Genomic DNA, 24,691 nt, shown 5'->3' on the forward strand with positions numbered 1-24,691 from the left:
ATCCCGATCTCCTTACGATTTCTGGAACATGGCAAGCATGCGCCGTGTGACGAGGAAGCCACCGAAAATGTTGATACCTGCCATAAAGACCGACAAGGCGGCCAACAGGATCACCAAGAACGAGCCAGAGCCGATCTGCATCAATGCACCCAAAATGATGATCGAGGAGATCGCATTGGTCACAGCCATCAGCGGCGTGTGCAGCGAGTGCGACACGTTCCAGATCACTTGGAAGCCGATGAACACGGACAGCACAAATACGATGAAGTGCTGCATGAAGCTCGCAGGAGCCACAAGACCCACGGACAGAAGCAACACAGCCCCCACCGCAATCAGCGTGACCTGCTGTTTCGTCTGCGCTTTGAACGCGGCCACTTCAGCGGCGCGTTTCTCTTCGGCAGTCAGTTCAGGCACAACCTCTTTAGGCTTGGCTGCAATCGCCGCCACTTTCGGAGGAGGTGGTGGGAAGGTGATTTCGCCCGCATGTGTCACGGTCGCACCACGGATCACGTCATCTTCCATGTTGTGAACAATCTGACCGTCTTTCTCTGGGGTCAGGTCGGTCATCATGTGACGGATGTTGGTGGCGTAGAGCGTCGAGGCCTGTGCCGCCATGCGCGATGGGAAATCGGTGTAGCCGATGATGGTCACGCCATTATCGGTGACGATTTTCTCGTCCGCTACGGTCAGCTTACAGTTGCCGCCCTTTTCAGCAGCCAGATCGACGATCACCGAACCCGGTTTCATCGCGGCAACCATGTCTTCGGTCCAAAGCTCGGGAGCTTCGCGGTTGGGGATGAGCGCCGTGGTGATCACGATGTCCATATCGGGGGCCAACTCACGGAACTTGGCAAGCTGGGCTTCGCGAAACTCAGGCGAAGAAACAGAAGCGTAACCGCCCGTGGCCGCGCCGTCCTGTTGCTCCTCTTCAAAGTCGAGGTAGACGAATTCCGCGCCCATCGATTCGACCTGTTCAGCCACTTCGGGCCGCACGTCAAACGCATAGGTAATCGCGCCGAGCGAGGTCGATGTCCCGATCGCGGCAAGACCTGCCACACCGGCACCCACGACGAGCACCTTGGCGGGCGGCACTTTACCCGCAGCGGTGATCTGACCTGTAAAGAAGCGGCCAAAGTTGTTGCCTGCTTCGATAACAGCGCGGTAGCCCGCGATATTGGCCATAGAGGACAGCGCATCCATTTTCTGGGCGCGAGAAATCCGTGGAACCATTTCCATCGCGATGACATTGGCACCGGATTTCTTGGCGGCTTCCATGCCTGCTTCATTCCCCGCAGGGTTGAAGAAGGAAATCAGCGTCTGCTCTTTGCGCAGGCGTTTGAGTTCCGTAGAATCGGGCTGGCGGACCTTGGCGACGATGTCGCTGGCCTTCCAAAGTGCGGCTGCGGTTTTCACCACCTCGACACCCGCCTCTTTGTAATCCGCGTCAGAGAAACCGGCGCGTTTACCCGCACCCGTTTCCACAACCACGTCGTAGCCAAGCTTCTGAATTTGCTTGGCGCTATCGGGGGTCAGCGCGACACGCGCTTCTCCCTCGAACACTTCCTTAGGAACACCGAATTTCACGAGTTTGTCCTTTTCCCCAGTCCAATGCGCTTAATCTGAACGTCTTCTTACACAGAGCGAGGATTGTAGCGCAACATTATTGCTCGACCAATCATCACTCTGTGACGGGAGGTCACATCCAGCGGCGCGTTTTCTTTGCCCAAGTATCGTAGTCTTGTGCGAACGATCCTTTGAGTTTTTCTTCTTCCTTACGAATGAACCGCCACCAGATCACCGTCATAAAGACAGGAACCGAGAGCAGCCCAATAATGCTGCCGTAAAGTAAGGAAAAGCCAACAAGTGTAAAGGCATCTCCGAGGTAAATCGGGTTTCGCGAGTAACGAAAGATGCCCGTGGTCACGAGGCGTTGCGGGTATCTATGTGGAATAAAAGTGGTTTTATGCCGCCACATGGTAAAAGCGGCCACACACATCAATCCGACACCAATCCCGATCAACAGATATGATAGCGCCAACACTGTTTCTGTTTGCGCTAACGACCCAATCACATTCCGAGTCAGATAGGCCAGTGCGATGAATCCGACGAGCCAAACGGGCGGATAGTCGAGGGAGAATTTGATACGGGTTTCCATGCAAACCACTCTAGGCGAGCGCGCCGCGTCGCGCTAGGAGGGAGATATGAACCTACGGCCCCTAACCCCTTCCGATGCGGATGCCTGCTACGCTCTGTTCCACCGCACAGTGCATGGCGGCACGGGCGCATTCTATGACACGGCCCAACGCGCCGCATGGGCCCCGCCGCGCCCCCGTGACCCCGACACTTGGCGCAGCCAACTGACCGAAGGCTTTGCCATCTGTGCCACCACGGGCGACACCATCACGGGGTTCTTCACCATGGGTCACGACGGGCACATCGACTTCGCCTATGTCGCACTTGAGGACATGGGCAAAGGCACCGCCACCGCACTCTATGACGCTTGCGAATTCACCGCCCGCGCTCTTGGCCTCGAGATCATGACCACCGAGGCCTCTCACCTCGCGCAGCGATTTTTCACCAAGCGCGGTTGGGTGACGGACGCCCGCCAAACCGTCATTCGCGACGGCGTGGGCATCGACAATTTCAGGATGTTCAAAGTACTTTAAGCCTGCGCACGCCGCTCCGCCGCAAACTCCCACACCGCCGCACCGAAAGCCTCGAACAAAGGCCGCGACACGGGATCTTCGCCCGCCCGCCATTCGGGATGCCATTGCACAGCCATCGTAAAGCCCTTGGCCCCCTCGACATAAATCGCCTCGGGCGTCCCGTCCGGCGCGTAGCCCTCGACAACAATCCGCTTGCCCGGCTGCTTGATCCCCTGCCCGTGCAGCGTGTTGGTCATCACTTCATCAGCGCCGAACACCTGCGCGAACTTGCCGCCCTTGGCCAAACGCACGATATGGCGCTGCGCGAATTTCTCCTCGATGGTGCCCTCGGGCGGCATCCGATGGTTCATCCGCCCCGGCAGATCGCGAATCTCGGGATAGAGCGTGCCGCCCATCGCCACGTTCACTTCCTGAAAGCCACGGCAAATCCCCAAAAACGGCTGCCCCGCCTCGACACAGGCACGGATCAACGGCAAGGTCACGGCATCACGGCAGCGATCAAACGCGCCATGCGCCTCCGTTTCGGGCTCGCCATATTCCTCGGGATGCACATTAGGCCGCCCCCCCGTGAACAAGAACCCGTCACAGACCGCCATCAACTCCTCGGTGCTGACAAAACGCGGATGCGCAGGGATCAACAACGGCAGACAGCCCGACACATCGGAAATCGCCTCGGCGTTCATCTGCCCCCCTGTAAACGCGGGATATGTCCCGTTTAACAGGTCGGTATTCCCAATAATTCCAACAACGGGTCGCGCCATGAATGCCTCCTTTGACGCGCGTAGCCTACCGACTTGAGCGGCGAGGAAAAGGGCCAAATCCATACAGTTGACAGTGAGATCGCAAAAACATCACCTCCGCACGACAGGCGCCCGAAAACTGCACAGACCATGCCCCGATATGCACCGGTATTTTCCCGCCATTGCCCGCGGGTTCGTATTGAACCCCCGCGCGCGGCGCACTAACGTCCGAGGCCTCACCGATCATAGCCCACGGAAGGTTCCCCATGTCAGACGCTGCGTCCGAAACAATCTATCTCAAGGATTACACCGAGCCGCACCACTGGGTGCGTGACGTCCATCTGACCTTCCGCCTCGCGCCCAAGGCCACCCGCGTGCTGTCGCGCATCACCTTTGTGCCCAACGCGGAAAACGGCGGTGATCTGATCCTCAATGGCGAGGAGCTGACCCTGATTACCGCGACCGTTGACGGTGCGATTGTGCCGATGGAGGTGAGCGACACCCACCTGCGCATCAAATCCGCCGACTTGCCGCAAAAACCGTTCACCTTCGAGGCCGAGGTCGAGATTGCCCCAGAGGACAACACCGCGCTCGAAGGGCTCTATATGTCGAACGGCATGTATTGCACCCAATGCGAGGCCGAGGGCTTCCGCAAGATCACCTATTACCCCGACCGCCCCGATGTCATGGCGACCTTCACGGTGCGGGCCGAGGGCGACTATCCCGTGCTTTTGTCCAACGGCAACCCTGTCGCCTCGGGGGATGGCTGGGCCGAATGGCATGACCCGTGGCCCAAACCCGCCTATCTCTTTGCGCTTGTCGCGGGCGACCTGGTCAACCACGCGGGCAGCTTCACCACCAAATCAGGCAAAGACGTCGAGTTGAACATCTATGTCCGCAAAGGCGACGAGGACAAATGCGCCTTCGGGATGCAGGCGCTCAAAGACGCGATGGCGTGGGATGAAAAGACCTACGGGCGCGAATACGACTTGGACATATTCAACATTGTGGCCGTGGACGACTTCAACATGGGCGCGATGGAGAACAAGGGGCTGAACGTCTTCAACTCCTCCTGCGTTCTGGCCTCGCAAGCCACCTCGACCGATGCCAATTTCGAACGCATCGAAGGCATTATTGCCCATGAGTATTTCCATAATTGGACGGGCAACCGCATCACCTGCCGCGACTGGTTCCAGCTTTGCCTGAAAGAGGGGCTGACCGTCTACCGTGACCAGATGTTCTCGGGCGACATGCGCAGCCATCCCGTGAAAAGGATTGAAGAAGTTCTGACCCTGCGGGCGCGTCAGTTCCGCGAGGACAACGGCCCCCTCGCCCACCCCGTGCGCCCCGCGAGCTTTGTCGAAATCAACAATTTCTACACCGCCACCGTCTATGAAAAGGGCGCGGAAATCATCGGCATGCTGCGCCGCCTTGTGGGCGATGAGGCCTATCGCAAGGGCTGCGACCTCTACTTCGAGCGTCACGATGGTCAGGCCGTCACAATCGAGGATTGGCTAAAAGCATTCGAGGATGCCACGGGTCGCGATCTTTCACATTTCGCACAATGGTATAGTCAAGCCGGCACGCCGCGCCTGACGATGTCCGAAGAGTGGACTGACGGCACGCTCACCCTGACATTCGCACAATCGACACCGCCCACCCCGGGTCAGGACGAGAAAAACCCGCAGGTGATTCCGATTGCCGTGGGTCTGATCGGCCCCAACGGCGACGAGGTGTTGCCCACCACCGTTTTGGAGATGACCGAAGCCGAGCAGAGCTTCACCTTTGAGGGATTGGGCGCGCGTCCCGTGGCCTCTGTCCTACGCGACTTCTCCGCCCCTGTGATTTTGCAGCGCGACATGGACGCCGCCACCCGCGCTTTCCTGCTCGCCCATGACACCGACCCGTTCCAGAAATGGGAAATGGGGCGGATGCTGTCCAAGGACACTTTGATCAATATGATCACCTCAAGCGGCACGCCCGCCGCCGACTACCTCGACGCACTCAAAACCGTGTTGAGCGACGAGAGCCTCGACCCCGCGTTCCGCGCTTTGGTCCTTGGCCTGCCCTCGCAAGACGACCTTGCGCAGACCTTGTTCGATGCGGGCCAGACGCCTGATCCGCAGAAAATCTACGAGGCCCGCGAGGCGCTGCGACGCGCACTTGCCCGACACATGTCCGACATCTTGCCGACGCTGTTCCGACAGCACGAAACGCCGCAGTTCAAGCCCGACGCCGACGGCTCGGGCAAACGCGCTCTGCGCCTCTCGGTGCTGTCCTTGCTCACCCTGCTCGACGATGGCGAAGCCGCCCGTACGCTCTTTGCCGCCGCTGATAACATGACCGAACAAGAGGGCAGCCTTCAGGCGCTCTTGGCCGCGGGGCTCGGCACAGATGAGTTGCAAGCCTTTGAAAAGCAATGGAAAGAAGACCGCCTCGTGATGGACAAATGGTTCATGATGCAGGTGGCCTTCGCCGCCCCTGACACGGCTGCCGCCACCGCCGAGGCCCTCACCCGCCATCCTGCCTTTACGATGAAGAACCCCAACCGCTTCCGCGCGGTCTTCGGTGCGCTGACATCCAACCACGCAGGCTTCCACCACGACAGCGGCGCGGCCTATGACCTTCTAGCTAAGAACCTCATTTCGCTAGATAAATTGAACCCGCAAACCACCGCCCGCATGTCCGCCGCCTTTGAAACATGGCGCCGCTACGACAGCGTCCGACAGGCCAAAATCCGCGCCCAACTGGACCGGATGCTTGCCACGGACGGCCTGTCCCGTGACACCACCGAAATGGTCACACGCATTCTCGGCGGATAAGGCGAAAGGTCGCAAGCTGCCCCTGATAACCATCTGAAACACATAAACAAACTCCCCGCATCTGCGGGGAGACATGTCCAACGGTTCGCACCATGGCCGCGGCATCACAAAAAGTTGAACATCAATTTCTCATAACCGCGACGGAAAAGAGCATTTGTCGCGTTTAACTCAAAGAACATAATCGTAATACTGAATGAGACGCGCGACCCGAAGTCGATACCAGTTCACAATAATAGGACACATATCCATGCGTAAACTTCTTCTCACAACCGTCATTGCCGCCACCGCCGCCACGGGGGCTTTTGCGCAATCCGCCTCGGACACCGCGAAAGCACGCCGCGCGTATTTCACGCTCGTTAACTATGAAATGGCGACACTCGGCGGAATGGCACAGGGCAAAATCGACTACGATGCCGACGCCGCATCAGCCGCCGCAAAAGACCTTTTGGCGCTGGCCTCCTACACCAACGCCGACCTGTTTGCCGAAGGCACGTCCAACGAAGACCTGCCTGGTGAAACCCGTGCCAAAGCAGACATCTGGGCCGACACGGCCGGCCTCCAAGAGAAAAGCGCCGCCTTTTATCAGGCTGTTGTGGACTTGAACGACGCTGCGGGCAACGGCCTTGACGCGCTGCGCCCTGCGGTCGGGAAAATCGGCGGCACCTGCAAAGCCTGCCACGACGACTTCCGCGCTAAAGACTTCTAATCAGAAGAAAAAGGAGCGTCAGGATGTCCGAACCCCTACAAAAAACCTACGTTTGGGACCCCGTTGTACGGGTTCTCCATTGGGCTCTCGTGATCGCATTTGCGACCTCTTGGGGCTTGGGAAAATTCGGGCCAGACATCATGACGCTCCACTTCTACTCAGGCTACACAGTGGCGACGATTGTCATTTTGCGCCTGCTGTGGGGCGTGTTGGGCTACCGCACCGCGCGTTTCACCCAGTTTGTCAAAGGACCGCGCAAGATCGCCGCCTATGCCCGCACCCTACCCTCACGAAACCCATCGCGCAGCTACGGCCATAATCCCGTGGGCGCTCTGTTTGTCGTTGGCGTTCTCGTTGTTTTGTCGCTTCAAATCGCATCGGGGCTTTTTGCCGACCCCGAGGATTACATCAACACAGGTCCATTGGCGCAATACGTGTCGATTGATCTGGCCCGCAAAGCTCTGTCGCTACACGAACCGCTCTCGACCCTCTTGTTGCTCATGGTCATTGGCCACATCGGCGCGATCTTTTGGTACAAGAAACGCAAGGGCGAGAACCTCGTCAAACCGATGATCACGGGCTATGCCGATCTGCCGCCCGAAGCGGTCAAAGCCGCAAGTTCAAAACGGGCATAAGCCGTCAGGGGTCACAACGGCCCCGCCAGACGCTCTTCGGACAGCACCACATTGGCCTCGACATTACCCACACCGCGCAGCGTCATAATGCGCCGCCGCAACACACGCTCGAAATCGGGCAGGTCCGTGGCCACCACCCGCAGGCGGTAATCATAAACGCCAAGCACGTGCTGCACCGTTTGCACCTCTGGGATCGCCGCAACAGCCCGCTCGAAGTCCTCCAAGGACACGCGCCCCTTGGTGGCCAGTTTGATGCCGAGAAAAACCGTCACCCCGAACCCCACCTTTTCAAGGTCCAGATCGACACGGCGCGGCCCGAAGAGCCCCGCATCCCGCAACCGCTTGATCCGTCGCCACGCGGCGGGTTGGCTCAAACCAAGCTCCCGTCCAAGCGCACCCGCCGAGCGCGTCGCGTCCTTGCACAGCGCCCGCGCCAGTGCGCGATCGATCTCGTCCAACTCGATCATAGTGGCACCGAGTGACGATCAATGACCTGCGCCACATGCATGAGCGCCTCAATGTCAGAGATATGCGGCAGCGTCAGAATGTGCTCCCGAAAGAGCCGCTGATAATCATTCATGTCACGCGCAATGATCAAAAGCCGCACATCCACTTGTCCCAAAAACGTGCTGATCGAAATCACCTCTGGTACGGCGCGCGCGGCCGCGATGAATTCATCAAATGCTCGCGGATCGGTCTTGTCCAATGTAAACCTCAGCGACACTTCGACCGAATACCCCAAGGCCCGCCAATCTACCTCATCACGGATCGCACGGATCACCCCCGCGTTGCGCATCGCTGCCACGCGCCGCGTGTAAGTCGCAGGTGTCACCCCTGCCCGTTCGGCCAATTCCGACGCAGGGGCATCAGGGTCTGCCTGCAACTGTCGCAAAACGCGTCGATCCGTATCATCAATCTGCATGATTTTTTCACATACCTATACTTTTCCGCATAGCTATGCGCAGTTTTTGGCAAATTTGTCAATTTTTGAAACGCTTTTACGCCAAGTTCAAAGCATATTACCACCAATGTTAATCCGTCGGTGCCATAAGTATCGACATTGCAAATAGGGAGCGCCCACCATGCGCGTTTATTATGATCGCGATTGCGATGTAAATCTCATCAAAGAAGCCAAAGTTGCCATCCTCGGCTACGGCTCGCAAGGTCACGCCCACGCGCTGAACCTGCGCGACTCGGGTGCAAAAAACGTTGTTGTTGCCCTGCGCGACGGCTCGCCTTCCGCGAAAAAAGCCGAAGCTGAAGGCCTCAAAGTCATGGGCATCGCCGAAGCCGCAGCTTGGTGTGACGTGATCATGTTCACCATGCCCGACGAACTTCAGGCCGAAACCTACAAGAAATACGTCCACGACAACATCAAGCCCGGCGCAGCCATCGCATTTGCCCACGGTCTGAACGTCCACTTCGGTCTCATTGAACCAAAAGAAGGCGTTGACGTCATCATGATGGCGCCAAAAGGCCCAGGCCACACCGTGCGCGGTGAATATGTCAAAGGCGGCGGCGTACCCTGCCTCGTTGCTGTCGACACAGACGCTACGGGTAAAGCTCTCGAAATCGGCCTGTCCTACTGCTCCGCCATCGGTGGCGGTCGCTCCGGCATCATCGAAACCAACTTCCGCGAAGAGTGCGAAACCGACCTCTTTGGTGAACAAGCTGTTCTGTGCGGTGGCCTTGTCGAACTGATCCGTTGCGGCTTCGAAACTCTGGTCGAAGCGGGCTATGCCCCTGAAATGGCTTACTTCGAGTGCTTGCACGAAGTGAAACTCATCGTGGACCTGATCTACGAAGGCGGCATCGCGAACATGGATTACTCCATCTCCAACACCGCCGAGTACGGTCAGTACGTCACAGGCCCACGCGTCGTTCCATACGATCAGACCAAAGCCGAAATGAAACGCGTTCTGTCCGACATCCAGTCCGGCAAATTCGTGCGCGACTTCATGTTGGAAAACGCTGTTGGTCAGCCAACCCTGAAAGCGTCTCGTCGCGCAAACGACGAACACCTGATCGAAGAAACGGGTGCGAAACTGCGCGGCATGATGCCATGGATTTCCGCAGGCAAAATGGTCGACAAAGAGCGCAACTAAGCGCGCTTTCGTCACACCGTAATCGGGAAAGGGCGCCTTGCGGGGCGCCCTTTTTCATGCGCAAATACCCGCGAAAGTGAGGCCCCGAATGTCCGACGACCATCTCCCCAAAGACTTGACCCCCGAAAATCTCGAAGAGATCGCACAGCAGCGCCAGCGCATGTTTACCCGCGCCTTCTGGATCAGCTTGCTCAAGGGCAATGAAGGTCTGGGAGATACCTTCTGGGCGGGGAACTATCTCGCGGGGTTGTTCTATTTGGGCGTGATGATCGTCTTGCTCGCGCTCGCCTCTTTCATTCCGTTTTTCAGCCCCGTCTTGAGCGCCTCCTTTGTCGCCTTCGGCATCTATCTTTTGGCCGTGGCCCGCGCTGTTGCTGTCGCCAAGCCGAAAGGAAATGCAGGAATGACACTGCGTGTGATTGGGGTGATCTGGACGTTGTTGGGCGCGGCATCGGTGCTTGTCTACTCACCCTACGTGGCAGGGCAGTAAACGCACCAAACCACACAGGCACATTGCAAAATGAAAAAGGCGGCCCGATGAGCCGCCTTTTCTTGTCTCTATCGCACACTCAGGCGGAGCGCGTCGCGCTTTCGACCGCCTCGACCACACTGTCCACAACGCCGTTCAATGTGGTTTCGCACACACTTTCGGCCATCACGCGGATCAACGGTTCGGTGCCAGATTTGCGGATCAGGAGCCGCCCGTTTCCGTTCAATTTCGCCTCGGCATCCGCAATCGCCTTTTTAACGCCGGCACTATCCAATGGCATTTGCCCCGTGCCATAACGCACGTTTTTCAAAAGCTGCGGCACGGGGTCGAACACTTTGGTCAGTTCGGAGGCTTTCTTGCCCGTCTCAACCATGCCCGCAAGGAATTGCAATCCCGCCAAAAGCCCGTCGCCCGTGGTGGCGTAATCCGTCATCACGATATGACCGGACTGTTCGCCGCCAAGGTTGAACCCACCTTCGCGCATCCGCTCAACCACATAGCGGTCGCCCACGGCTGTGCGCACCAGTTTGAGCCCCTGCTCCTCCATAAAGCGCTCCAAGCCAAGGTTGGACATCACCGTGGCAACCAATGCGCCGCCCGACAAGCGTCCCTGATCATCCCACCGCTTGGCCATCAGGCCCATCAATTGGTCGCCATCCGCCACCGCGCCCGTCTCGTCGAGGATCATCACACGGTCGGCGTCTCCATCGAGACAAATCCCGACATCCGCACCATGCGCCACAACCGCCTCCGCAGCTGTGCTCACGTAGGTGGAGCCACATTTGTCATTGATATTCAAACCATTCGGCGTCACGCCTACAGGGATCACCTCGGCACCAAGTTCCCAAAGAACCTCCGGAGCTGTGCGATAGGCCGCGCCATTGGCGCAGTCGATCACGACCTTTAGCCCCTGAAGCGACATGCCACGCGGCAAAGTGCCCTTGATCCGCTCATTGTAGCGGAACCGCCCGTCATCAATCCGTTTGGCGCGACCGATATTGCGGGCCTGCGCAGGCTCGACCCCCTCGATCAGCATCCGCTCGATCTCCATCTCGGCCTCATCGGAGAGCTTGAACCCGTCGGGGCCAAAGAACTTGATCCCGTTGTCTTCAGCGGGATTGTGCGAGGCGGAAATCATCACGCCCACATCTGCACGCATGGAAGTCGTCAACATCCCCACAGCAGGGGTCGGCACAGGACCGAGCAGGAACACGTTCATCCCCGTCGAGGTGAACCCAGCGGTCAAAGCATTCTCGAACATATAGCCCGACAGGCGCGTATCTTTACCGATCACCACACGGTGCTCATTTCCACCATCAGTGCGTCGGAAATAACGCCCTGCGGCCGCGCCCAAACGCAGCGCTAATTCCGCGGTCATCGGCGCTGAATTGGCGCGTCCGCGAACCCCATCGGTTCCAAAAAATTTACGTGTCATGTCGCGTACTCTCCACTCGCTACGGCTTGCCATACTGCAAGCGCTTGTTTTGTTTGTGCAACATCGTGCACCCGCAGAATCTGAATACCTTGCGCCACAGCCGCCAATGCAACGGCGACAGATCCCGCCACGCGGCCTTTGGCGTCAGGCGCATTGCCAATCGTGCCGATAAATCGTTTACGCGAAGCGCCCAAAAGGACGCCACAGCCGAGGCCATGAAACACCGAAATCCGATTAAGAAGCGCCAGATTATGCGCCATGTTTTTCCCAAAACCGATGCCCGGATCGACGATGATCTGTGCGCGGTCAATCCCGGCGGCCTCAGCCACTTTGATACGATCTTCGAGAAAGTCATACACATCCAACACCACATTGTCGTAATGAGGGTTATCCTGCATCACCTCAGGGTCGCCCTGCGCATGCATCAGACAGACGGGAACCCCACTGCGTGCGGCAACCCCCGCCAGTGCAGCGTCATGGGTGAAGGCATACACATCGTTAATTAGTGTAGCCCCCGCGTCGAGCGCGTGTTTGGCCACCACGGCTTTGCGGGTGTCGATGGAGATGGGCACAGGAGACGCGTCACGGATCGCGGCGATCACGGGGGCGGTGCGGGCAACTTCCTCGTCGTCGGGGACATAACTCGCGCCAGGTCGTGTGCTTTCACCGCCAATATCGATGATATCCGCGCCTTCATTCACCATATCCAACGCATGACGGGTCGCATCAGCGGGGTTCACGTAGAGCCCCCCGTCGGAAAAACTATCGGGCGTCACATTGAGAATGCCCATCAGGTTGGGGCGCGACATATCCAATCCTGCGATCGTCTCGCGAGGCGCGCACAACCGCGCCAGAACGTCCGCAGGCACGTCAGCGATAGGGATAAGGCGCGGCTCAGCATTGCGTGACAACACCTCAACCCGATCAAACCACGCCCATCCCCCCGCAAGGGTCTTGGCCTGTGGCGACCGCAGGGGGTCGGTTTGAACGCAAGGACGATAATAGAGCACAGTCATAGGCTCACCCCAACACCGCAGGCGCATCCACAGACAGAACGCGCACAGGAGCAGAACAGGTCTGAAGCGCCTCGCCCCCAAGGACGATCACGTCGCAGGCTGACAGTTCCTCCGCCATCCAAGCCACCAAATCCAGTGGACCACCCGTTGGTCGATGCACGGCATCAAGCACCATTTTCGAAGGCGCCCAAACCGAGATGTGGCCATTCTTCATAGCCCAATCCAACTCCGTGCGCGTTGAGCGAACCACACACCGCGCGTCGCGCCCCGCCAAAACCCATGCGTTTTGCTCAATCGCCAACAGATCAATTCGGCGCTGTGTCAGCTTGGTCGCGGACTTGGGCCATGTCCCGTGCGGCAGGCCAACGGTGACAATCGCGGGACGTGGATCGGCTTCCAAGGCATCGATCCACGCAGTCACGTCAGCTTGTTCCAACGCGTCTGCACTCAGATGCAGCACAACGGGATGCGGCGCGGGGGCGCTCATCTCATGGGCGCGATCAGCCGCCTGCCCTGCTGTGCGGACGATTTCCACCCCCAAGGCCCCCGATCCACGGTCGAGTTTCTCTACGCGTACAAACACACGAAAGGCCCGCGGCTCCGTCAGGATGCGATCCGCAATACGTTCGGCAAGGGTTTCAAGAAGGTTCATCCGCTCGGCGTCCAGCTCGATACGGATTGCTTCGGTGAGGCGGTCATACGACAGGATACGGTCCACATCGTCATCAATCGGCCCCGACAGCGGCGTCAGTTCAACCACGATGTTGAAAGCCACACGCTGCGTCACGCCACGTTCGGATTGGAACGCACCGATATCAACCTCGACCACATGATCACGAAGTGAAATGCGATCGTGCGGCACATCTGAGGACGTCGCTGCGGCGCGGGCCTCAGGATGATCGAACGCGAGATGGATATCAGACACCATAAAAGCCTCGTCTATGGTCAAAGGTCGCCTTCTGCTACAGCAGATTGCAAGGCACGTCCAACCTTCGCCAATCTATAACAGGCCCAAACACGTCAAAACCCCGCCAATTTTCGCCGACGGGGTCTCGAAATGTTACAGAATCGCAAAATTAGGCGCGCGGCATCTTGTAGAAAAAGTGGACACCGATTTGTGCTGTGCGCGGGAATTTACGCGCCCACCGCGGATTTACCGCCGTTGTGTGGTAGTGCGTCGCGCCTTCCGTCAGGCGGCGGGGTGCGCCATCCAACATCAAACGCGCGATTTTTCCCACACGGGTGTAGGCCTTTGGTTCGTGGATTTCTTCGGCATGACCATCACAGGTGTAGGTGAATTGGCATTGATATTTTTTACCCGTGCCCTGATTGACCACACCGCAAACCGTATCGGGAAACGCGGGCGATGACACGCGGTTGAGAATGACCTCAGCCACGGCAAACTGACCTTTGACGCTTTCACCACGGGCCTCGAAATAAAGCGCCTCAGACAGACACTCCCACGCCTCGCCCCCGGTTGCTTTGGGAAGCTGGGCAAGAAACGGCTGGCTATACTCCACCTTCACAGGGGGTGTCGGTTTTGCTTTGGGACGGTAGTTGGACAGAACGACGGCCACGGCATCTGCACTAACACCTGTCATGGCCTCGCGCTCTTGCGCAAAGAGCACGGACAACTCGGCGGTCAGCTCCCCCATAGGGGCGTTCGACATGCTGAGCGTCTCGGATGCGCTTACCGCATACGGTTCAGCCACAACGCCGAGCGTAGCCGCAAGCGCAAACGCTTTCAGTCCGGTGAATACTTTCATTAGTGCCTCTCCTTGCGTCTCGAAATCCGAGACTCACGGTCAGTTGTTGAGGCGCTATCTATGCCAAATATTCGGATTGGTCCACCTTAGCGCGATTTTGGCAGCCCTGAAACGCGAAGAACGCCACGTCGAACACGCGTCAAAACCGGCAGAAAACACGGGTTTTTTAATTCAAAATCAATCCATTAAGACGACTATCGTCGGCGTCGCTCCTCTGCGACCAATTGCGCAGCCGCCAAGCGCGCAACGGGCACCCGAAACGGCGAACATGACACGTAGTCAAAGCCCGCCGCACGGCAAAAAGCGATAGATTCGGGGTTGCCGCCATGCTCACCACACACCGACAAGGTCACGTTGGGTGAAACGGCCCGTCCACGGGCAGCGCCGATGTCCAGCAACTCGCCCACTCCATCGACATCAAGCGTGTGAAACGGGTCCTCAGGAAAGACGCCCTGCTGCACGTAGGCGTTCATAAACCGCCCGGCATCATCGCGCGACAAGCCATAGGTCATCTGCGTCAGATCGTTGGTGCCGAACGACAGGAACGCAGCGTGTTGCGCAATATCGCCAGCCCGCAGCGCAGCCCGTGGCGTCTCGACCATCACGCCCAAACGGTAGGTGAAATCACACCCTGTCTCGTTACGCACAGCAGCGGCGACACCATCAACCTGTGTCTTGACCAACTCGACCTCGCGCTTGGCCGAGACCAAGGGGATCATAATTTCCGGCACAACAGGGTCGCCGTGCTTGGACACTTCGACCGTCGCCTCGAAAATGGCGCGGGCCTGCATCTCGTAAATCTCGGGGAAGGTGATCCCAAGCCGCACGCCGCGCATCCCGAGCATCGGATTGAACTCGGACAACCACTCAATGCGACGCGTCACCTTTGACAACGGGAGATCAAGCGCCTCGGCCAATTCCTTGGCACCGGCGCGATCTGATGGAAGGAATTCGTGCAAGGGCGGATCGAACAGACGAATGCACACGGGCTTGCCGTGCATAATATCGAACAACGCGGTGAAATCCCCGCGCTGCATCGGCAACAGGCGCGCAATGGCCTCGCGGCGATCCTCATGGGTCTCCGCAAAAATCATCTCGCGCATCACAGTCAGACGGTCGCCTTCAAAGAACATATGCTCGGTTCGGCACAGGCCGATCCCTTGCGCCTTGAACCCACGCGCCATGGCCGCATCCGCAGGCGTGTCCGCATTGGCGCGCACACCGATATCGCGGATCGCATCGGCCCACTCCATAAGTTGCAGATACCAATAGTCTTTTGACGGAGGCAGCATTTTAACGGCCCCGAACAAGGCCTCGCCCGCGGAGCCATCCAACGTCATCACATCGCCCTCTTTCACCTCTCGCCCGTCAGGTAAGGTGAGGGTATGAGCGCGTGAATTGATCCGGACATCGGCCCCAACGACGCAGGGTACCCCCATGCCACGCGCGATCACAGCCGCGTGGGAGGTCACACCACCGCGCTCGGTCAACACACCAACCGATGAGTGCATACCACGAATATCTTCAGGAGCGGTTTCGCGACGCACCAGAATGCACGGCTCGCCGCGCGCCTCACTGGCCTGTGCCGCCGATGAGCTGAACACCACTTTACCCACCGCACCGCCAGGGCTGGCCGCAATACCACGGCACGCGACATCACGCGCCCCTGCGGGATCTACCTGTGGGTGCAGCAGCTCGGTCAGTGACCGCGCAGGGACACGGCACAGAGCCTCGTCCTTCGAAATGATTTCGTCTTCGGCCAACTGCACAGCAATGCGCAGGGCCGCACGCGACGACCGCGGAACACGGATCGCATCAATGATGTGTAACTTACCGTCTTCAATGGTAAATTTTACTTCCATCTCTTCGCGCAACTTGACGCGGCACAGCTTTGCGGCTGCGACGAGTTGTTCGTAGACCTCGGGCAATTCTTCCTCAAGGGACGAGCCACGCTCATCTTTGGTCAGGTAAATGACATTGCGTTCGTTGACTTGGGTCTCACGGCCTTGGCTTTGACGGACAAACCGTCCTTTGACGATCGGTTCACCCGTCTCGTTGTCGACCAGTTGAATCACGCCCGTCCCATAATCGCCACTGCCCAAGCCGAAGGCCATCGCCTGCACAACCAAACCGAGGCCTGCGTCTGCGGGCGCCCCTTTGGCCTGACGCAACAGACGCGCGGTTGTGCCCGCCCAAGCCCGCGCCATGGAGCGCAGCACCTGCAAAAGCTGCACCTCGACCTCTTGTGGAAAATCCTCGTCTGTCTCATCGACATAGGCCGCAAGCGCCGCTTTGAGTTGATCCGAGGTTGGCATTGAGTTGTCAAATTCGAACAATTCAGGGTCGAGCTTTTCAACATGGACCGCATAGGCTTGCACAGATCGAAGATAAAGCGTGTCGGCAGCATCCTGACCTAGTGTCTGAACCAACTCGGCATGGCGCTCTGCGTTCATACCGATATTGAGGACGGCATTCGGCCCGCCCCAATCGGCCACTTCCGACGATGGGCGCACGGACAGCAATTGCTTCTCCCCGAACACCTCTAACAGCGCCTTCATATCCGGTTGCTGCCCTTCGGCGAGGGCGTGAACGGCGTCGAAACTCAGCGCCACGGTTTTGGGAACAGGCAGATCAAGACGGATCAGACGCTGCAAACATTTTGCGCGCCCACCGTGAGTGGTTGTCGCAATTGGCGCCACTCTCTTTATTCGCGTAAATCCAAGGCTTTCGACTGTCTGCTGCACTGCGGCGCTCCTTTGACGCGGAGCCTACGCGGGGCGCAGGGGTCGGCGCAACCAAAACGTTGGTGCGCCTCCCCTTTTCGTCGCGACGTTACCCGTCGATTTTGGTCAAATCCGCCACGCCCAAACAGATATCACGGATACGACCCAACAGGTTGAGACGGTTGCGGCGCACCACATCGTTTTCGGCATTCACCTGAACCGCTTCAAAGAACGCATCCACAGGGCCGCGCAGGTCGGCCATTGCGGACATAGCGGCCGTAAACTCTTCGGCTTCCATCGCGGGTTTGATCTTGGTCTCGGCCACGTCAAGCGCAGCGAAAAGGGCGCGTTCCTCGTCCATCTCCGCGTATTTGATATCGGCCCCATAGGAATACTCGACACCATCTTTTTCCTCCGCTTGGGAGAGAATGTTATTGGCGCGTTTGAACCCTTGGATCAGGTTCTGACCGTCTTCGGTGGCAAGCGTCGCGGACAGCGCACGGGCGCGTTTAACCAAAAGCGTGATGTCGTCGGACCCGTCCATTGCGAGGCAGGCGTCGATCACATCGTGACGAATGCCCTCGTCTTTGAGGAAGACTTTGAGACGGTCGTGGAAGAAGGAGAGGAGGTCGGCTGATGTATCAGGCAAATTGCCCGTCGCCGCCTTGGCCGCATCCGTCGCTGCATCGTCAAGCCTGTCAGTGATGGCATCGAATGCCGCGCCGAAAACGCCCTTTTCCGCAATCTCTTCAAGGATTTCCTTGAGCGTATCAATGACGCCATCGTTTTCATCTGCAACGGCAATTTTTTGCACGAGGAGCTGTCTGTCGATGAAATGGTCGAGAGGCGCACGCACATCATTGGTCAACACCAACCGAATGACCCCAAGCGCCGCACGACGAAGCGCGAACGGATCTTTCGATCCTGTCGGTTTTTCATCAATCGCCCAGAACCCTGTCAGCGTGTCGAGTTTGTCGGCAAGTGCAACGGCCACGGAAACAGGCTCGGTCGGCACATCATCCGAGGGACCAAGAGGGCTGTAGTGGTCGCGGCAGGCGTCGGCGATGGCGTCGGACAGCGTCGCGGTTTTGGCGTAATAGCGCCCCATGATGCCCTGCAATTCGGGGAACTCGTAGACCATCTCGGAGGATAGATCGGCCTTGGCCACCTTCGCGGCCAATTCCGCCTCTTCCGCATCGGCGCCCACAATCGGCGCGATCTCGCGGGCCAGAGCGGCAATGCGGGCAATGCGGTCGGCTTGGGAGCCGAGTTTATTGTGGAAGGTGACATTGGCAAGCGGCGCGGACATGGCTTCAAAGCCCTCGCGCTCAACCGTGCGAATGTCATTTTCCCAAAAGAATTTCGCATCAGACAGGCGGGCGAACAGCACCTTTTGGTTGCCCGACAGAATGGTCGCGCCATTGTCGGCAGTTTCGCGGTTGGCGACGGTCACGAATTTCTCAATGCGGCCCGTCTTGGGATTGCGCACGGAGAAGAATTTCTGATGCTCTTTCATCGAGGTTTGCAGCACTTCGGGCGGCAGGTCGAGGAAGTCCTCGGCAATTTCGCCCATCAACACGACAGGCCATTCCACGAGCCCCGCAACCTCGGCCAAAAGACCTGCGTCTTCCACAACTTCAAGACCTTGGGCGAAGGCCTGATTGGTGGCGTCGTGCCAGATGTGTTCCGCCCGCTCAGCGGCGTCCAACATCACAAAATTCTGTTTCAACTTGGTGGTGTAGTCGTCAAAGGAGGACACTGCAAAGGTCTTGGGCGACATAAAGCGGTGACCAAAGATCGTGTTGCCCGCTTTTATCCCGTCGATGTCGAGCGGCACAACTTCGGCGCCTTCCTCAGTCGTCAAGATGCACAGGATCGAATGCAACGGGCGTACCCATTTGAGCGATCCGTTGCCCCACCGCATGGCTTTGGGCCACGGGAAATTACGGATGGTTTTTTCAAGCACCTCCGCAACGATTTCGGCGGCCGGGCGGCCTTGCTTGGTGATCTTGGCCACATAGACTTGGCCCTTTTTCTCGTCACGGATCTCAAGATCGTCCTTGCTCACGCCTGCCCCGCGCAAGAACCCCTCGATCGCCTTTTCGGGCGCATCAACACGCGGGCCTTTGCGTTCTTCGACTGTGGTGGGCGACGCGGCCAGAAGACCCTCGATGGACAGCGCCAAACGGCGCGGTGTGGCAAAGGCCCCTGCGGAGGCATAGGTCAGACCCGCATCGACCAGACCATCGGTGACGAGTTTTTTCAAATCCTCACTGGCCCGTTTTTGCATACGGGCAGGGATTTCTTCGGAAAAGAGTTCAATCAGCAGGTCTGGCATGGCTTATTGTCCTTGCGGGGCTGCGGGACAGCCCGTCGGTGCAGGTTCGCCGTCGAATACGGCGGCTCCACATGGGTTGATTTGGTGCCACGAGTAGGCGCGGCCATCGGGATAGACGGCGATCACGCTGTCGACTCCGTAATGCACGGTTTCCGCCCCCAAGAAGGCCACGGCGTTGCCCTTCTCAAGGTCTGCACCGATCTGTTCGGCATCAAAACACTCGAACCAGCTCGGCGCGATCAGTGGCTCGGCGTTCTCATAGGGCACAAAGGTTTCCGTCATCATCGCGGTAGACAGCGGGGTGGTGAAACAGGCGCGGTAACGGATGGGGGAGGTATCCGCGTCAATGCCCTGATAATCGGAGGCAAGGATGTCCTCGGCCACACCATCAAAGGTCATCAACTGCACGGTGGCTTCCGGTGCAGAGGCGTCGAGCTTTTCGTAATAGGCATAGACCTGTGAATAATAGAGGCCCGCCCCAAAGACGATTGCAGTTAACACGATGCCACCTACGATAAATTTGCCGTTCATCACTCAGCCGCCTGCGGCACGTAGCCGCCCGCTGTGGTCTGCACGAAGGCATCGGCGCAGGCCTTGGCGAGTGCGCGGACACGACCGATGTAGGCCTGCCGCTCGGTGACAGAGATCACGCCGCGGGCGTCGAGCAGGTTAAAGACGTGGCTGGCCTTGATACACTGGTCATACGCGGGGTGCGCCATGATGATACGTTTGCCCGTCTTGGGGTCTTCAGCGGGGCACGCCAAGAGCGCGTGACACTCGGCTTCGGCACGTTCAAACTCGGTCAGAAGTTTTTCTGTATTGGCTGCGTCAAAGTTGTGGCGCGAATACTCTTCTTCGGTTTGTTTGAAAATGTCGCCGTATGTCAGGGCAATCGGCGCGTCGGGGTTGTTGAACGGCATGTCCATAACATGATCGATGCCAAGCACATACATCGCCAGACGTTCCAAACCGTAGGTCAGCTCGCCCGAAACGGGACGGCAATCATGGCCGCCAACCTGTTGGAAATAGGTAAACTGCGAGACTTCCATCCCGTCGCACCACACTTCCCACCCAAGGCCCCAAGCGCCAAGCGTTGGGCTTTCCCAGTCATCCTCGACAAAGCGGATGTCGTGCATCTCGGCGTCGATGCCAATGGCTTTGAGCGAGCCGAGGTAGAGGTCTTGAAGATCGGGCGGGCTTGGCTTGATGACCACCTGAAACTGGTAATAGTGCTGAAGACGGTTGGGGTTCTCGCCGTAGCGCCCGTCCGTTGGGCGACGCGAGGGCTGCACATAGGCCGCCGCCCACGGCGTCGAGCCGAGCGAGCGTAGGGTCGTCGCAGGGTGGAACGTCCCCGCTCCCACTTCCATATCGTAGGGTTGCAACACCGCACATCCCTTGGCCGCCCAATAGGCTTGCAAGCGCAGGATGATGTCCTGAAAGGAACGCGGTTTATCGGTCGTTTGGGTCATCGTCTCGGACGCGGTATCGGACATGGGGCAACCTTGCTTTTTTCAGCACTTCTAATGGCGCCATTCAATAGGGAAGCCCGAGGGGGGCGTCAATGACCCCAAAGGGCGCGAGGCGGGAGAAAACTGCGCGATTTCGTCCCAACTTTGAGGATTTGCGATCACTTTGTGCTGTGATACGGCCTCAAACTGTTGACCTTGGCAAGGACTTGTTTTCTTGTCGCAAAAGCACTTCGCCTTAGTCGTGGCGCACACACGGCGCTTGAGGCGCAGACCACAACTTTATCTGACACAGCGTTTCGCAAGGAGCCGTCTGACATTTTTCTCGCGAAACGCATAAGGGAAACAAAACGGGCGAAAAGCCCGTCATATCGAAGCATAGGGTTTTCATGACACGTATTTCAGCCGCGCTACCGCTTAGCTTGGTAGCCACTCTTTTTGCAAGCACCGCACTGGCCGATGCCTGGGTCCAAATCGAAGCGCAACCATCACTGACGCAGGCCACCAAAGCCGCGCAAGACTACGCCACGCAACTTCCAAACGTTATGGGCTTTGAACTATCGGGCCGTTGGCATGCCATCGCCCTTGGTCCATACGCGACAGAGGCCGAGGCCATCGCCACATTGACCCAACTACGCGCCCAAGGGTTGATCCCGCGTGACAGCTACACCACCGACGGCACCGAGTACCGCACGCCGTTTTTCCCTGTCGGCGCCTCGTTCACAATCCCCGAAGCCGCCCCGCAGATGGCCGAAGAGCCGGTTGAGCAGGTCGCTCAACCCACCACAGAAGAAACCGTTCCCGAAATCGTTGTGCCCCAAGAGCCGCTTGACGAGACGCCTGCACAGGCTCGCGCCTCCGAGCGTGAGCTTGACCGCGACGCCCGCATGGCTCTGCAAGTCGCGCTGCGCTTTGCTGGGTTCTACAACTCCTCTATCGACGGGGCCTTTGGCAACGGCACGCGCCGTGCGATGAGCGCGTGGCAAGAGGCCAATGGCCATGAGGCCACGGGCGTTCTGACCACCAAACAACGCAACGCCGTTCTCGCCGCCTACCAAGCCGTGGTTGACAAACTCAGCATCACCCGCGTCACCGACGAGACCGCAGGAATCGAAATCGACCTTCCGCTCGGCCTTGTCACCTTTGACGCCTACACACCGCCCTTCGCCAAGTTCAAATCTAAAGACGACTCGGATGTTCAGGTCATGCTAATCTCGCAAAGCGGCGATGAAGACACGCTTGGCGGACTTTATGAAATCCTGCAAACCCTCAAAATCGTCCCCGTCGAAGGCGAACGTTCTCGCAAGAAAACGAGCTTTGTTCTCACGGGCAGCGACGCCGAGATCACCACCCATATCGAGGCGACCCTCACTGGGGGCACGGTCAAAGGTTGGGCACTGATCTGGCCGACCTCTGGCGACCAAACGCAACGCAAAATGGCCCTCGACGCGATGAAGCAGAGCTTCACCCCGCTGCGAGATGCTGTGCTGCCCGATGCTTATGGGGAAGGCGCCGAGCAAAACATCGACCTACTCTCCGGCCTCGAAATTCGCCGCGCCGAACGCAATGGCACAGGCTTTTACGTCGACAAAGAAGGCCGCGTCGCGACCTCTGCGGCCACGATCGAGAGCTGTGCCCGCGTCACGCTCGACGATACCTATGACGCGACAGTGGTTGCCACTGACGATGGCTTGGCCCTCTTGGCCCCGACCGAGACATTGGCCCCCATTGCCTTTGCCGCCTTCGATAGCCGCCTGCCCCGCCTGCAAGCGGATGTGACCGCAGCGGGCTATGCCTATGACGGACGTCTTGGCACACCCACGCTCAACTTCGGCACGATGCAAGAACACGCAGGTCTCAATGGCGAAGCTGACGTGCTACGCCTCAACATGTCCACACGCCCATCAGAAGCAGGCGCCCCCGTCATGGCCACCACTGGCGGCGTGATCGGAATGCTCGCCACGCTCGACACGGGCAGCCGCGCCCTGCCCGAGGATGTCGCCTTTGCCTATGACATGGAAAAACTCGCGACCTTCCTGTCGGGCAATGGCGTCTCCATTGCGGCGGCACAAAGCGACACGGACCTCTCCTCCGAAGAGTTGATCAGCCAAGCGCGCGACATGACGGTTCTGGTGAGCTGCTGGAACTAAGCGCAAGTATCACGCGCCAATAGAAACATTGAACCCCGCGCCTCACGGTGCGGGGTTTTTCTTTGTCTTTTTTGAAGGCGTCTTGATGCTCCTTAGCTGCGCCAAAATCGTATGGTAAAGAGGGCAAATACAGACATCACTTCGAGGCGACCAATGAGCATGGCAATGGCCAAAATCCATTTCGCCGAGTCATTGAGTGAGGCGAAATTGCCCGAGGGACCGATGATGTCGCCAAGGCCAGGACCGACACAGGCCAAGGCTGTCGCAGCGCCCGAAACCGCCGTCACGAGATCCAGACCCGTAGCGGCCAACAACAAGGACGTGACCCCCAGTGTCACCGTAAAGAGCGAGAAAAACGCCATGACCGAGGAAAGCACATCCTCACCGACAGGGCGTCCCTGATAGCGGGGGGTGAATACGCCGTGAGGGCTGTGGATCTTGCGGATTTGCGCAGTCATAGACGCAATCAACAACTGATAGCGGAATATCTTGACCGAACAGGCCGTTGATCCCGCACAACCACCAACCAACCCGATAAAGAAGAAGGCCACAGCGGGAAACGCGCCCCAAAGTTGGTAGTCGGTCGAGGCATAGCCCGTGCCTGAAATGATCGACGTGACGTTAAACAACCCTTCGCGGATCGAATGCTCAAAGGCATCGCCATCTACGACGAAACGGTAGACGGAAAACGCGAGGACAAGCACACTTATAACCCCGAGGTAGGCGTGAATCTGCGTGTCCCGCCACATCGGTTTGGCCGTTCCCGCGAGCAATTGCACGAAGCGAACGAAGGGCAGTGACGCGAGGATCATAAAGAAAGACGACACATATTCCGCAGGCCCTTGGAACGCGCCGAAAGAGGCGTCTCGGGTCGAAAACCCTCCCGTCGAGAGCGTGGTCAGCGCGTGATTGAGCGCATCAAAGGGCGACATGCCGACCACCACATACGCCCCGAAACAGGCGATAGTGAGCGCCACATAGACAACTGAAATACGCGAGGCGATCTCACCCGCACGTGGCAGGACTTTTCCGTCCGTTTCAAAGGCTTCCGAGCGAAACACCTGCATGCCGCCCACTTTGAGTTCGGGCAGGAACACCATCGCAACAACAATGATCCCGACACCACCGAACCATTGCAACATCGAGCGCCACAGCAAAATACCTTCGGGCAGATTATCCAAACCCGTGAACACTGTGGATCCCGTAGTGGTCATCCCCGACATGGCTTCGAAAAACGCGTCCGTGAGCGAGGCATCTGTTTCCGCAAAGATAAAAGGAATGCCGCCAAAAATAGGCAGCACGAGCCATATTGCCGTGGTCAACAGAAACATTTGCTGAATTGTCAGCCCCTGTTGCTGACCGTTCTGGGTGGCAATCGCAAGAGCCATGCCAAAGGCAAAGGTCATGAGACCGGCACGAAGAAAGACCTGCCATTCGCCACGGCCAAAGCCGATATCGACAAACATCGGCACGAGCATCGTCAGGCCCAAGAGAGCCACAAGCACGCCGATAACATAGAGGACAGGACGAATATCAGTCATAACGCCAAGGCTTGGCCTCGCGCGCGGCGCAAGTCAAGCAGGCATGCAACGTCAACCACCTACACAATTGAAAACTGTGGCGAGACTTG

At 58.3% G+C, this 24,691-nt stretch carries 21 protein-coding genes; 7 read left to right on the plus strand and 14 right to left on the minus strand.

The window, feature by feature from the left end; genetic code table 11:
• Window positions 1-12 precede the first annotated feature (12 nt).
• Entirely contained in the window at window positions 13-1,584 is a 1,572-nt protein-coding gene (locus tag ACN0TS_RS10100; protein WP_417259230.1) for a Re/Si-specific NAD(P)(+) transhydrogenase subunit alpha, read from the minus strand.
• Window positions 1,585-1,696: 112 nt separating this feature from the next.
• Window positions 1,697-2,155, minus strand: coding sequence for a methyltransferase family protein (locus tag ACN0TS_RS10105; protein ID WP_417259231.1), 459 nt, complete (start codon window positions 2,153-2,155; stop codon window positions 1,697-1,699).
• A 46-nt stretch (window positions 2,156-2,201) separates the two neighbouring features.
• Between ACN0TS_RS10105 and ACN0TS_RS10110 the strand changes: the two genes are divergently transcribed.
• Complete coding sequence (locus tag ACN0TS_RS10110; protein ID WP_417259232.1) at window positions 2,202-2,666, plus strand: GNAT family N-acetyltransferase; 465 nt, start codon at window positions 2,202-2,204, stop codon at window positions 2,664-2,666.
• On the opposite strand, the gene ACN0TS_RS10115 is transcribed toward ACN0TS_RS10110, so the two are convergent.
• Window positions 2,663-3,427 carry a gamma-glutamyl-gamma-aminobutyrate hydrolase family protein gene (locus tag ACN0TS_RS10115; RefSeq protein ID WP_417259233.1) on the minus strand — a complete coding sequence of 255 codons (765 nt, stop codon included), beginning with the start codon at window positions 3,425-3,427 and terminating at the stop codon, window positions 2,663-2,665. The genes ACN0TS_RS10110 and ACN0TS_RS10115 overlap by 4 nt on opposite strands.
• A gap of 245 nt (window positions 3,428-3,672) precedes the next feature.
• On the opposite strand from ACN0TS_RS10115, the gene pepN reads away from it, so the two are divergent.
• The 3 genes from pepN to ACN0TS_RS10130 all read left to right on the plus strand — a co-directional run bounded on the left by pepN (window position 3,673) and on the right by ACN0TS_RS10130 (window position 7,569).
• Complete coding sequence (gene pepN, locus ACN0TS_RS10120; RefSeq protein WP_417259234.1) at window positions 3,673-6,228, plus strand: aminopeptidase N; 2,556 nt, start codon at window positions 3,673-3,675, stop codon at window positions 6,226-6,228.
• Between the two features lie 247 nt (window positions 6,229-6,475).
• Window positions 6,476-6,934 carry a c-type cytochrome gene (locus tag ACN0TS_RS10125; protein ID WP_417259235.1) on the plus strand — a complete coding sequence of 153 codons (459 nt, stop codon included), beginning with the start codon at window positions 6,476-6,478 and terminating at the stop codon, window positions 6,932-6,934.
• Between the two features lie 23 nt (window positions 6,935-6,957).
• Window positions 6,958-7,569, plus strand: a complete 612-nt coding sequence (locus tag ACN0TS_RS10130; protein ID WP_417259236.1) for a cytochrome b/b6 domain-containing protein — start codon at window positions 6,958-6,960, stop codon at window positions 7,567-7,569.
• 11 nt (window positions 7,570-7,580) lie between these two features.
• On the opposite strand, the gene ACN0TS_RS10135 is transcribed toward ACN0TS_RS10130, so the two are convergent.
• The gene (locus ACN0TS_RS10135; RefSeq protein ID WP_417259237.1) at window positions 7,581-8,036 is read right to left on the minus strand and encodes an Lrp/AsnC family transcriptional regulator; all 456 of its coding nucleotides are present in this window, start codon (window positions 8,034-8,036) and stop codon (window positions 7,581-7,583) included.
• Complete coding sequence (locus ACN0TS_RS10140) at window positions 8,033-8,491, minus strand: Lrp/AsnC family transcriptional regulator (protein ID WP_417259238.1); 459 nt, start codon at window positions 8,489-8,491, stop codon at window positions 8,033-8,035. Before ACN0TS_RS10140 ends, ACN0TS_RS10135 begins: the two co-directional genes overlap by 4 nt.
• Window positions 8,492-8,651: 160 nt before the next feature.
• Between ACN0TS_RS10140 and ilvC the strand changes: the two genes are divergently transcribed.
• Both ilvC and ACN0TS_RS10150 read left to right on the plus strand, forming a co-directional pair.
• Window positions 8,652-9,674 (plus strand): ketol-acid reductoisomerase, encoded by a 1,023-nt coding sequence (gene ilvC, locus ACN0TS_RS10145; protein ID WP_417259239.1) that lies wholly within the window; start codon window positions 8,652-8,654, stop codon window positions 9,672-9,674.
• 88 nt (window positions 9,675-9,762) lie between these two features.
• A complete protein-coding gene (locus ACN0TS_RS10150) occupies window positions 9,763-10,164 on the plus strand; it encodes a hypothetical protein (RefSeq protein ID WP_417259240.1) in 402 nt (133 codons plus the stop codon).
• A 79-nt stretch (window positions 10,165-10,243) separates the two neighbouring features.
• Here the strand turns inward: ACN0TS_RS10150 and glmM are convergent, their stop codons facing one another.
• From glmM to ACN0TS_RS10190, 8 genes are all read right to left on the minus strand, one after another.
• Window positions 10,244-11,599: a phosphoglucosamine mutase gene (glmM, locus tag ACN0TS_RS10155; protein ID WP_417259241.1), complete on the minus strand. Its 1,356-nt coding sequence runs from the start codon at window positions 11,597-11,599 to the stop codon at window positions 10,244-10,246.
• On the minus strand, window positions 11,596-12,609 hold the full coding sequence (gene folP, locus ACN0TS_RS10160; RefSeq protein ID WP_417259375.1) for a dihydropteroate synthase: 1,014 nt from the start codon (window positions 12,607-12,609) through the stop codon (window positions 11,596-11,598). Before folP ends, glmM begins: the two co-directional genes overlap by 4 nt.
• Window positions 12,610-12,619: 10 nt before the next feature.
• Window positions 12,620-13,543 (minus strand): dihydroneopterin aldolase, encoded by a 924-nt coding sequence (locus tag ACN0TS_RS10165; protein ID WP_417259242.1) that lies wholly within the window; start codon window positions 13,541-13,543, stop codon window positions 12,620-12,622.
• Between the two features lie 148 nt (window positions 13,544-13,691).
• On the minus strand, window positions 13,692-14,381 hold the full coding sequence (locus tag ACN0TS_RS10170; RefSeq protein WP_417259243.1) for a cell wall hydrolase: 690 nt from the start codon (window positions 14,379-14,381) through the stop codon (window positions 13,692-13,694).
• 194 nt (window positions 14,382-14,575) lie between these two features.
• Window positions 14,576-17,125: a putative PEP-binding protein gene (locus tag ACN0TS_RS10175; protein ID WP_417259244.1), complete on the minus strand. Its 2,550-nt coding sequence runs from the start codon at window positions 17,123-17,125 to the stop codon at window positions 14,576-14,578.
• Between the two features lie 88 nt (window positions 17,126-17,213).
• Window positions 17,214-19,442 carry a glycine--tRNA ligase subunit beta gene (gene glyS / locus ACN0TS_RS10180; RefSeq protein ID WP_417259245.1) on the minus strand — a complete coding sequence of 743 codons (2,229 nt, stop codon included), beginning with the start codon at window positions 19,440-19,442 and terminating at the stop codon, window positions 17,214-17,216.
• 3 nt (window positions 19,443-19,445) lie between these two features.
• A complete protein-coding gene (locus tag ACN0TS_RS10185; protein ID WP_417259246.1) occupies window positions 19,446-19,973 on the minus strand; it encodes a DUF6446 family protein in 528 nt (175 codons plus the stop codon).
• Window positions 19,973-20,914 carry a glycine--tRNA ligase subunit alpha gene (locus tag ACN0TS_RS10190; RefSeq protein WP_417259376.1) on the minus strand — a complete coding sequence of 314 codons (942 nt, stop codon included), beginning with the start codon at window positions 20,912-20,914 and terminating at the stop codon, window positions 19,973-19,975. The genes ACN0TS_RS10185 and ACN0TS_RS10190 overlap by 1 nt, the downstream gene beginning before the upstream one ends.
• A 386-nt stretch (window positions 20,915-21,300) precedes the next feature.
• Between ACN0TS_RS10190 and ACN0TS_RS10195 the strand changes: the two genes are divergently transcribed.
• Window positions 21,301-23,061, plus strand: a complete 1,761-nt coding sequence (locus ACN0TS_RS10195) for a trypsin-like peptidase domain-containing protein (protein ID WP_417259247.1) — start codon at window positions 21,301-21,303, stop codon at window positions 23,059-23,061.
• Window positions 23,062-23,153: 92 nt separating this feature from the next.
• On the opposite strand, the gene ACN0TS_RS10200 is transcribed toward ACN0TS_RS10195, so the two are convergent.
• Window positions 23,154-24,602: a TrkH family potassium uptake protein gene (locus ACN0TS_RS10200; protein ID WP_417259248.1), complete on the minus strand. Its 1,449-nt coding sequence runs from the start codon at window positions 24,600-24,602 to the stop codon at window positions 23,154-23,156.
• Between the last annotated feature and the right edge of the window lie 89 nt (window positions 24,603-24,691).

Source organism: Celeribacter sp., assembly GCF_048266405.1.
Lineage (GTDB): Bacteria > Pseudomonadota > Alphaproteobacteria > Rhodobacterales > Rhodobacteraceae > Celeribacter.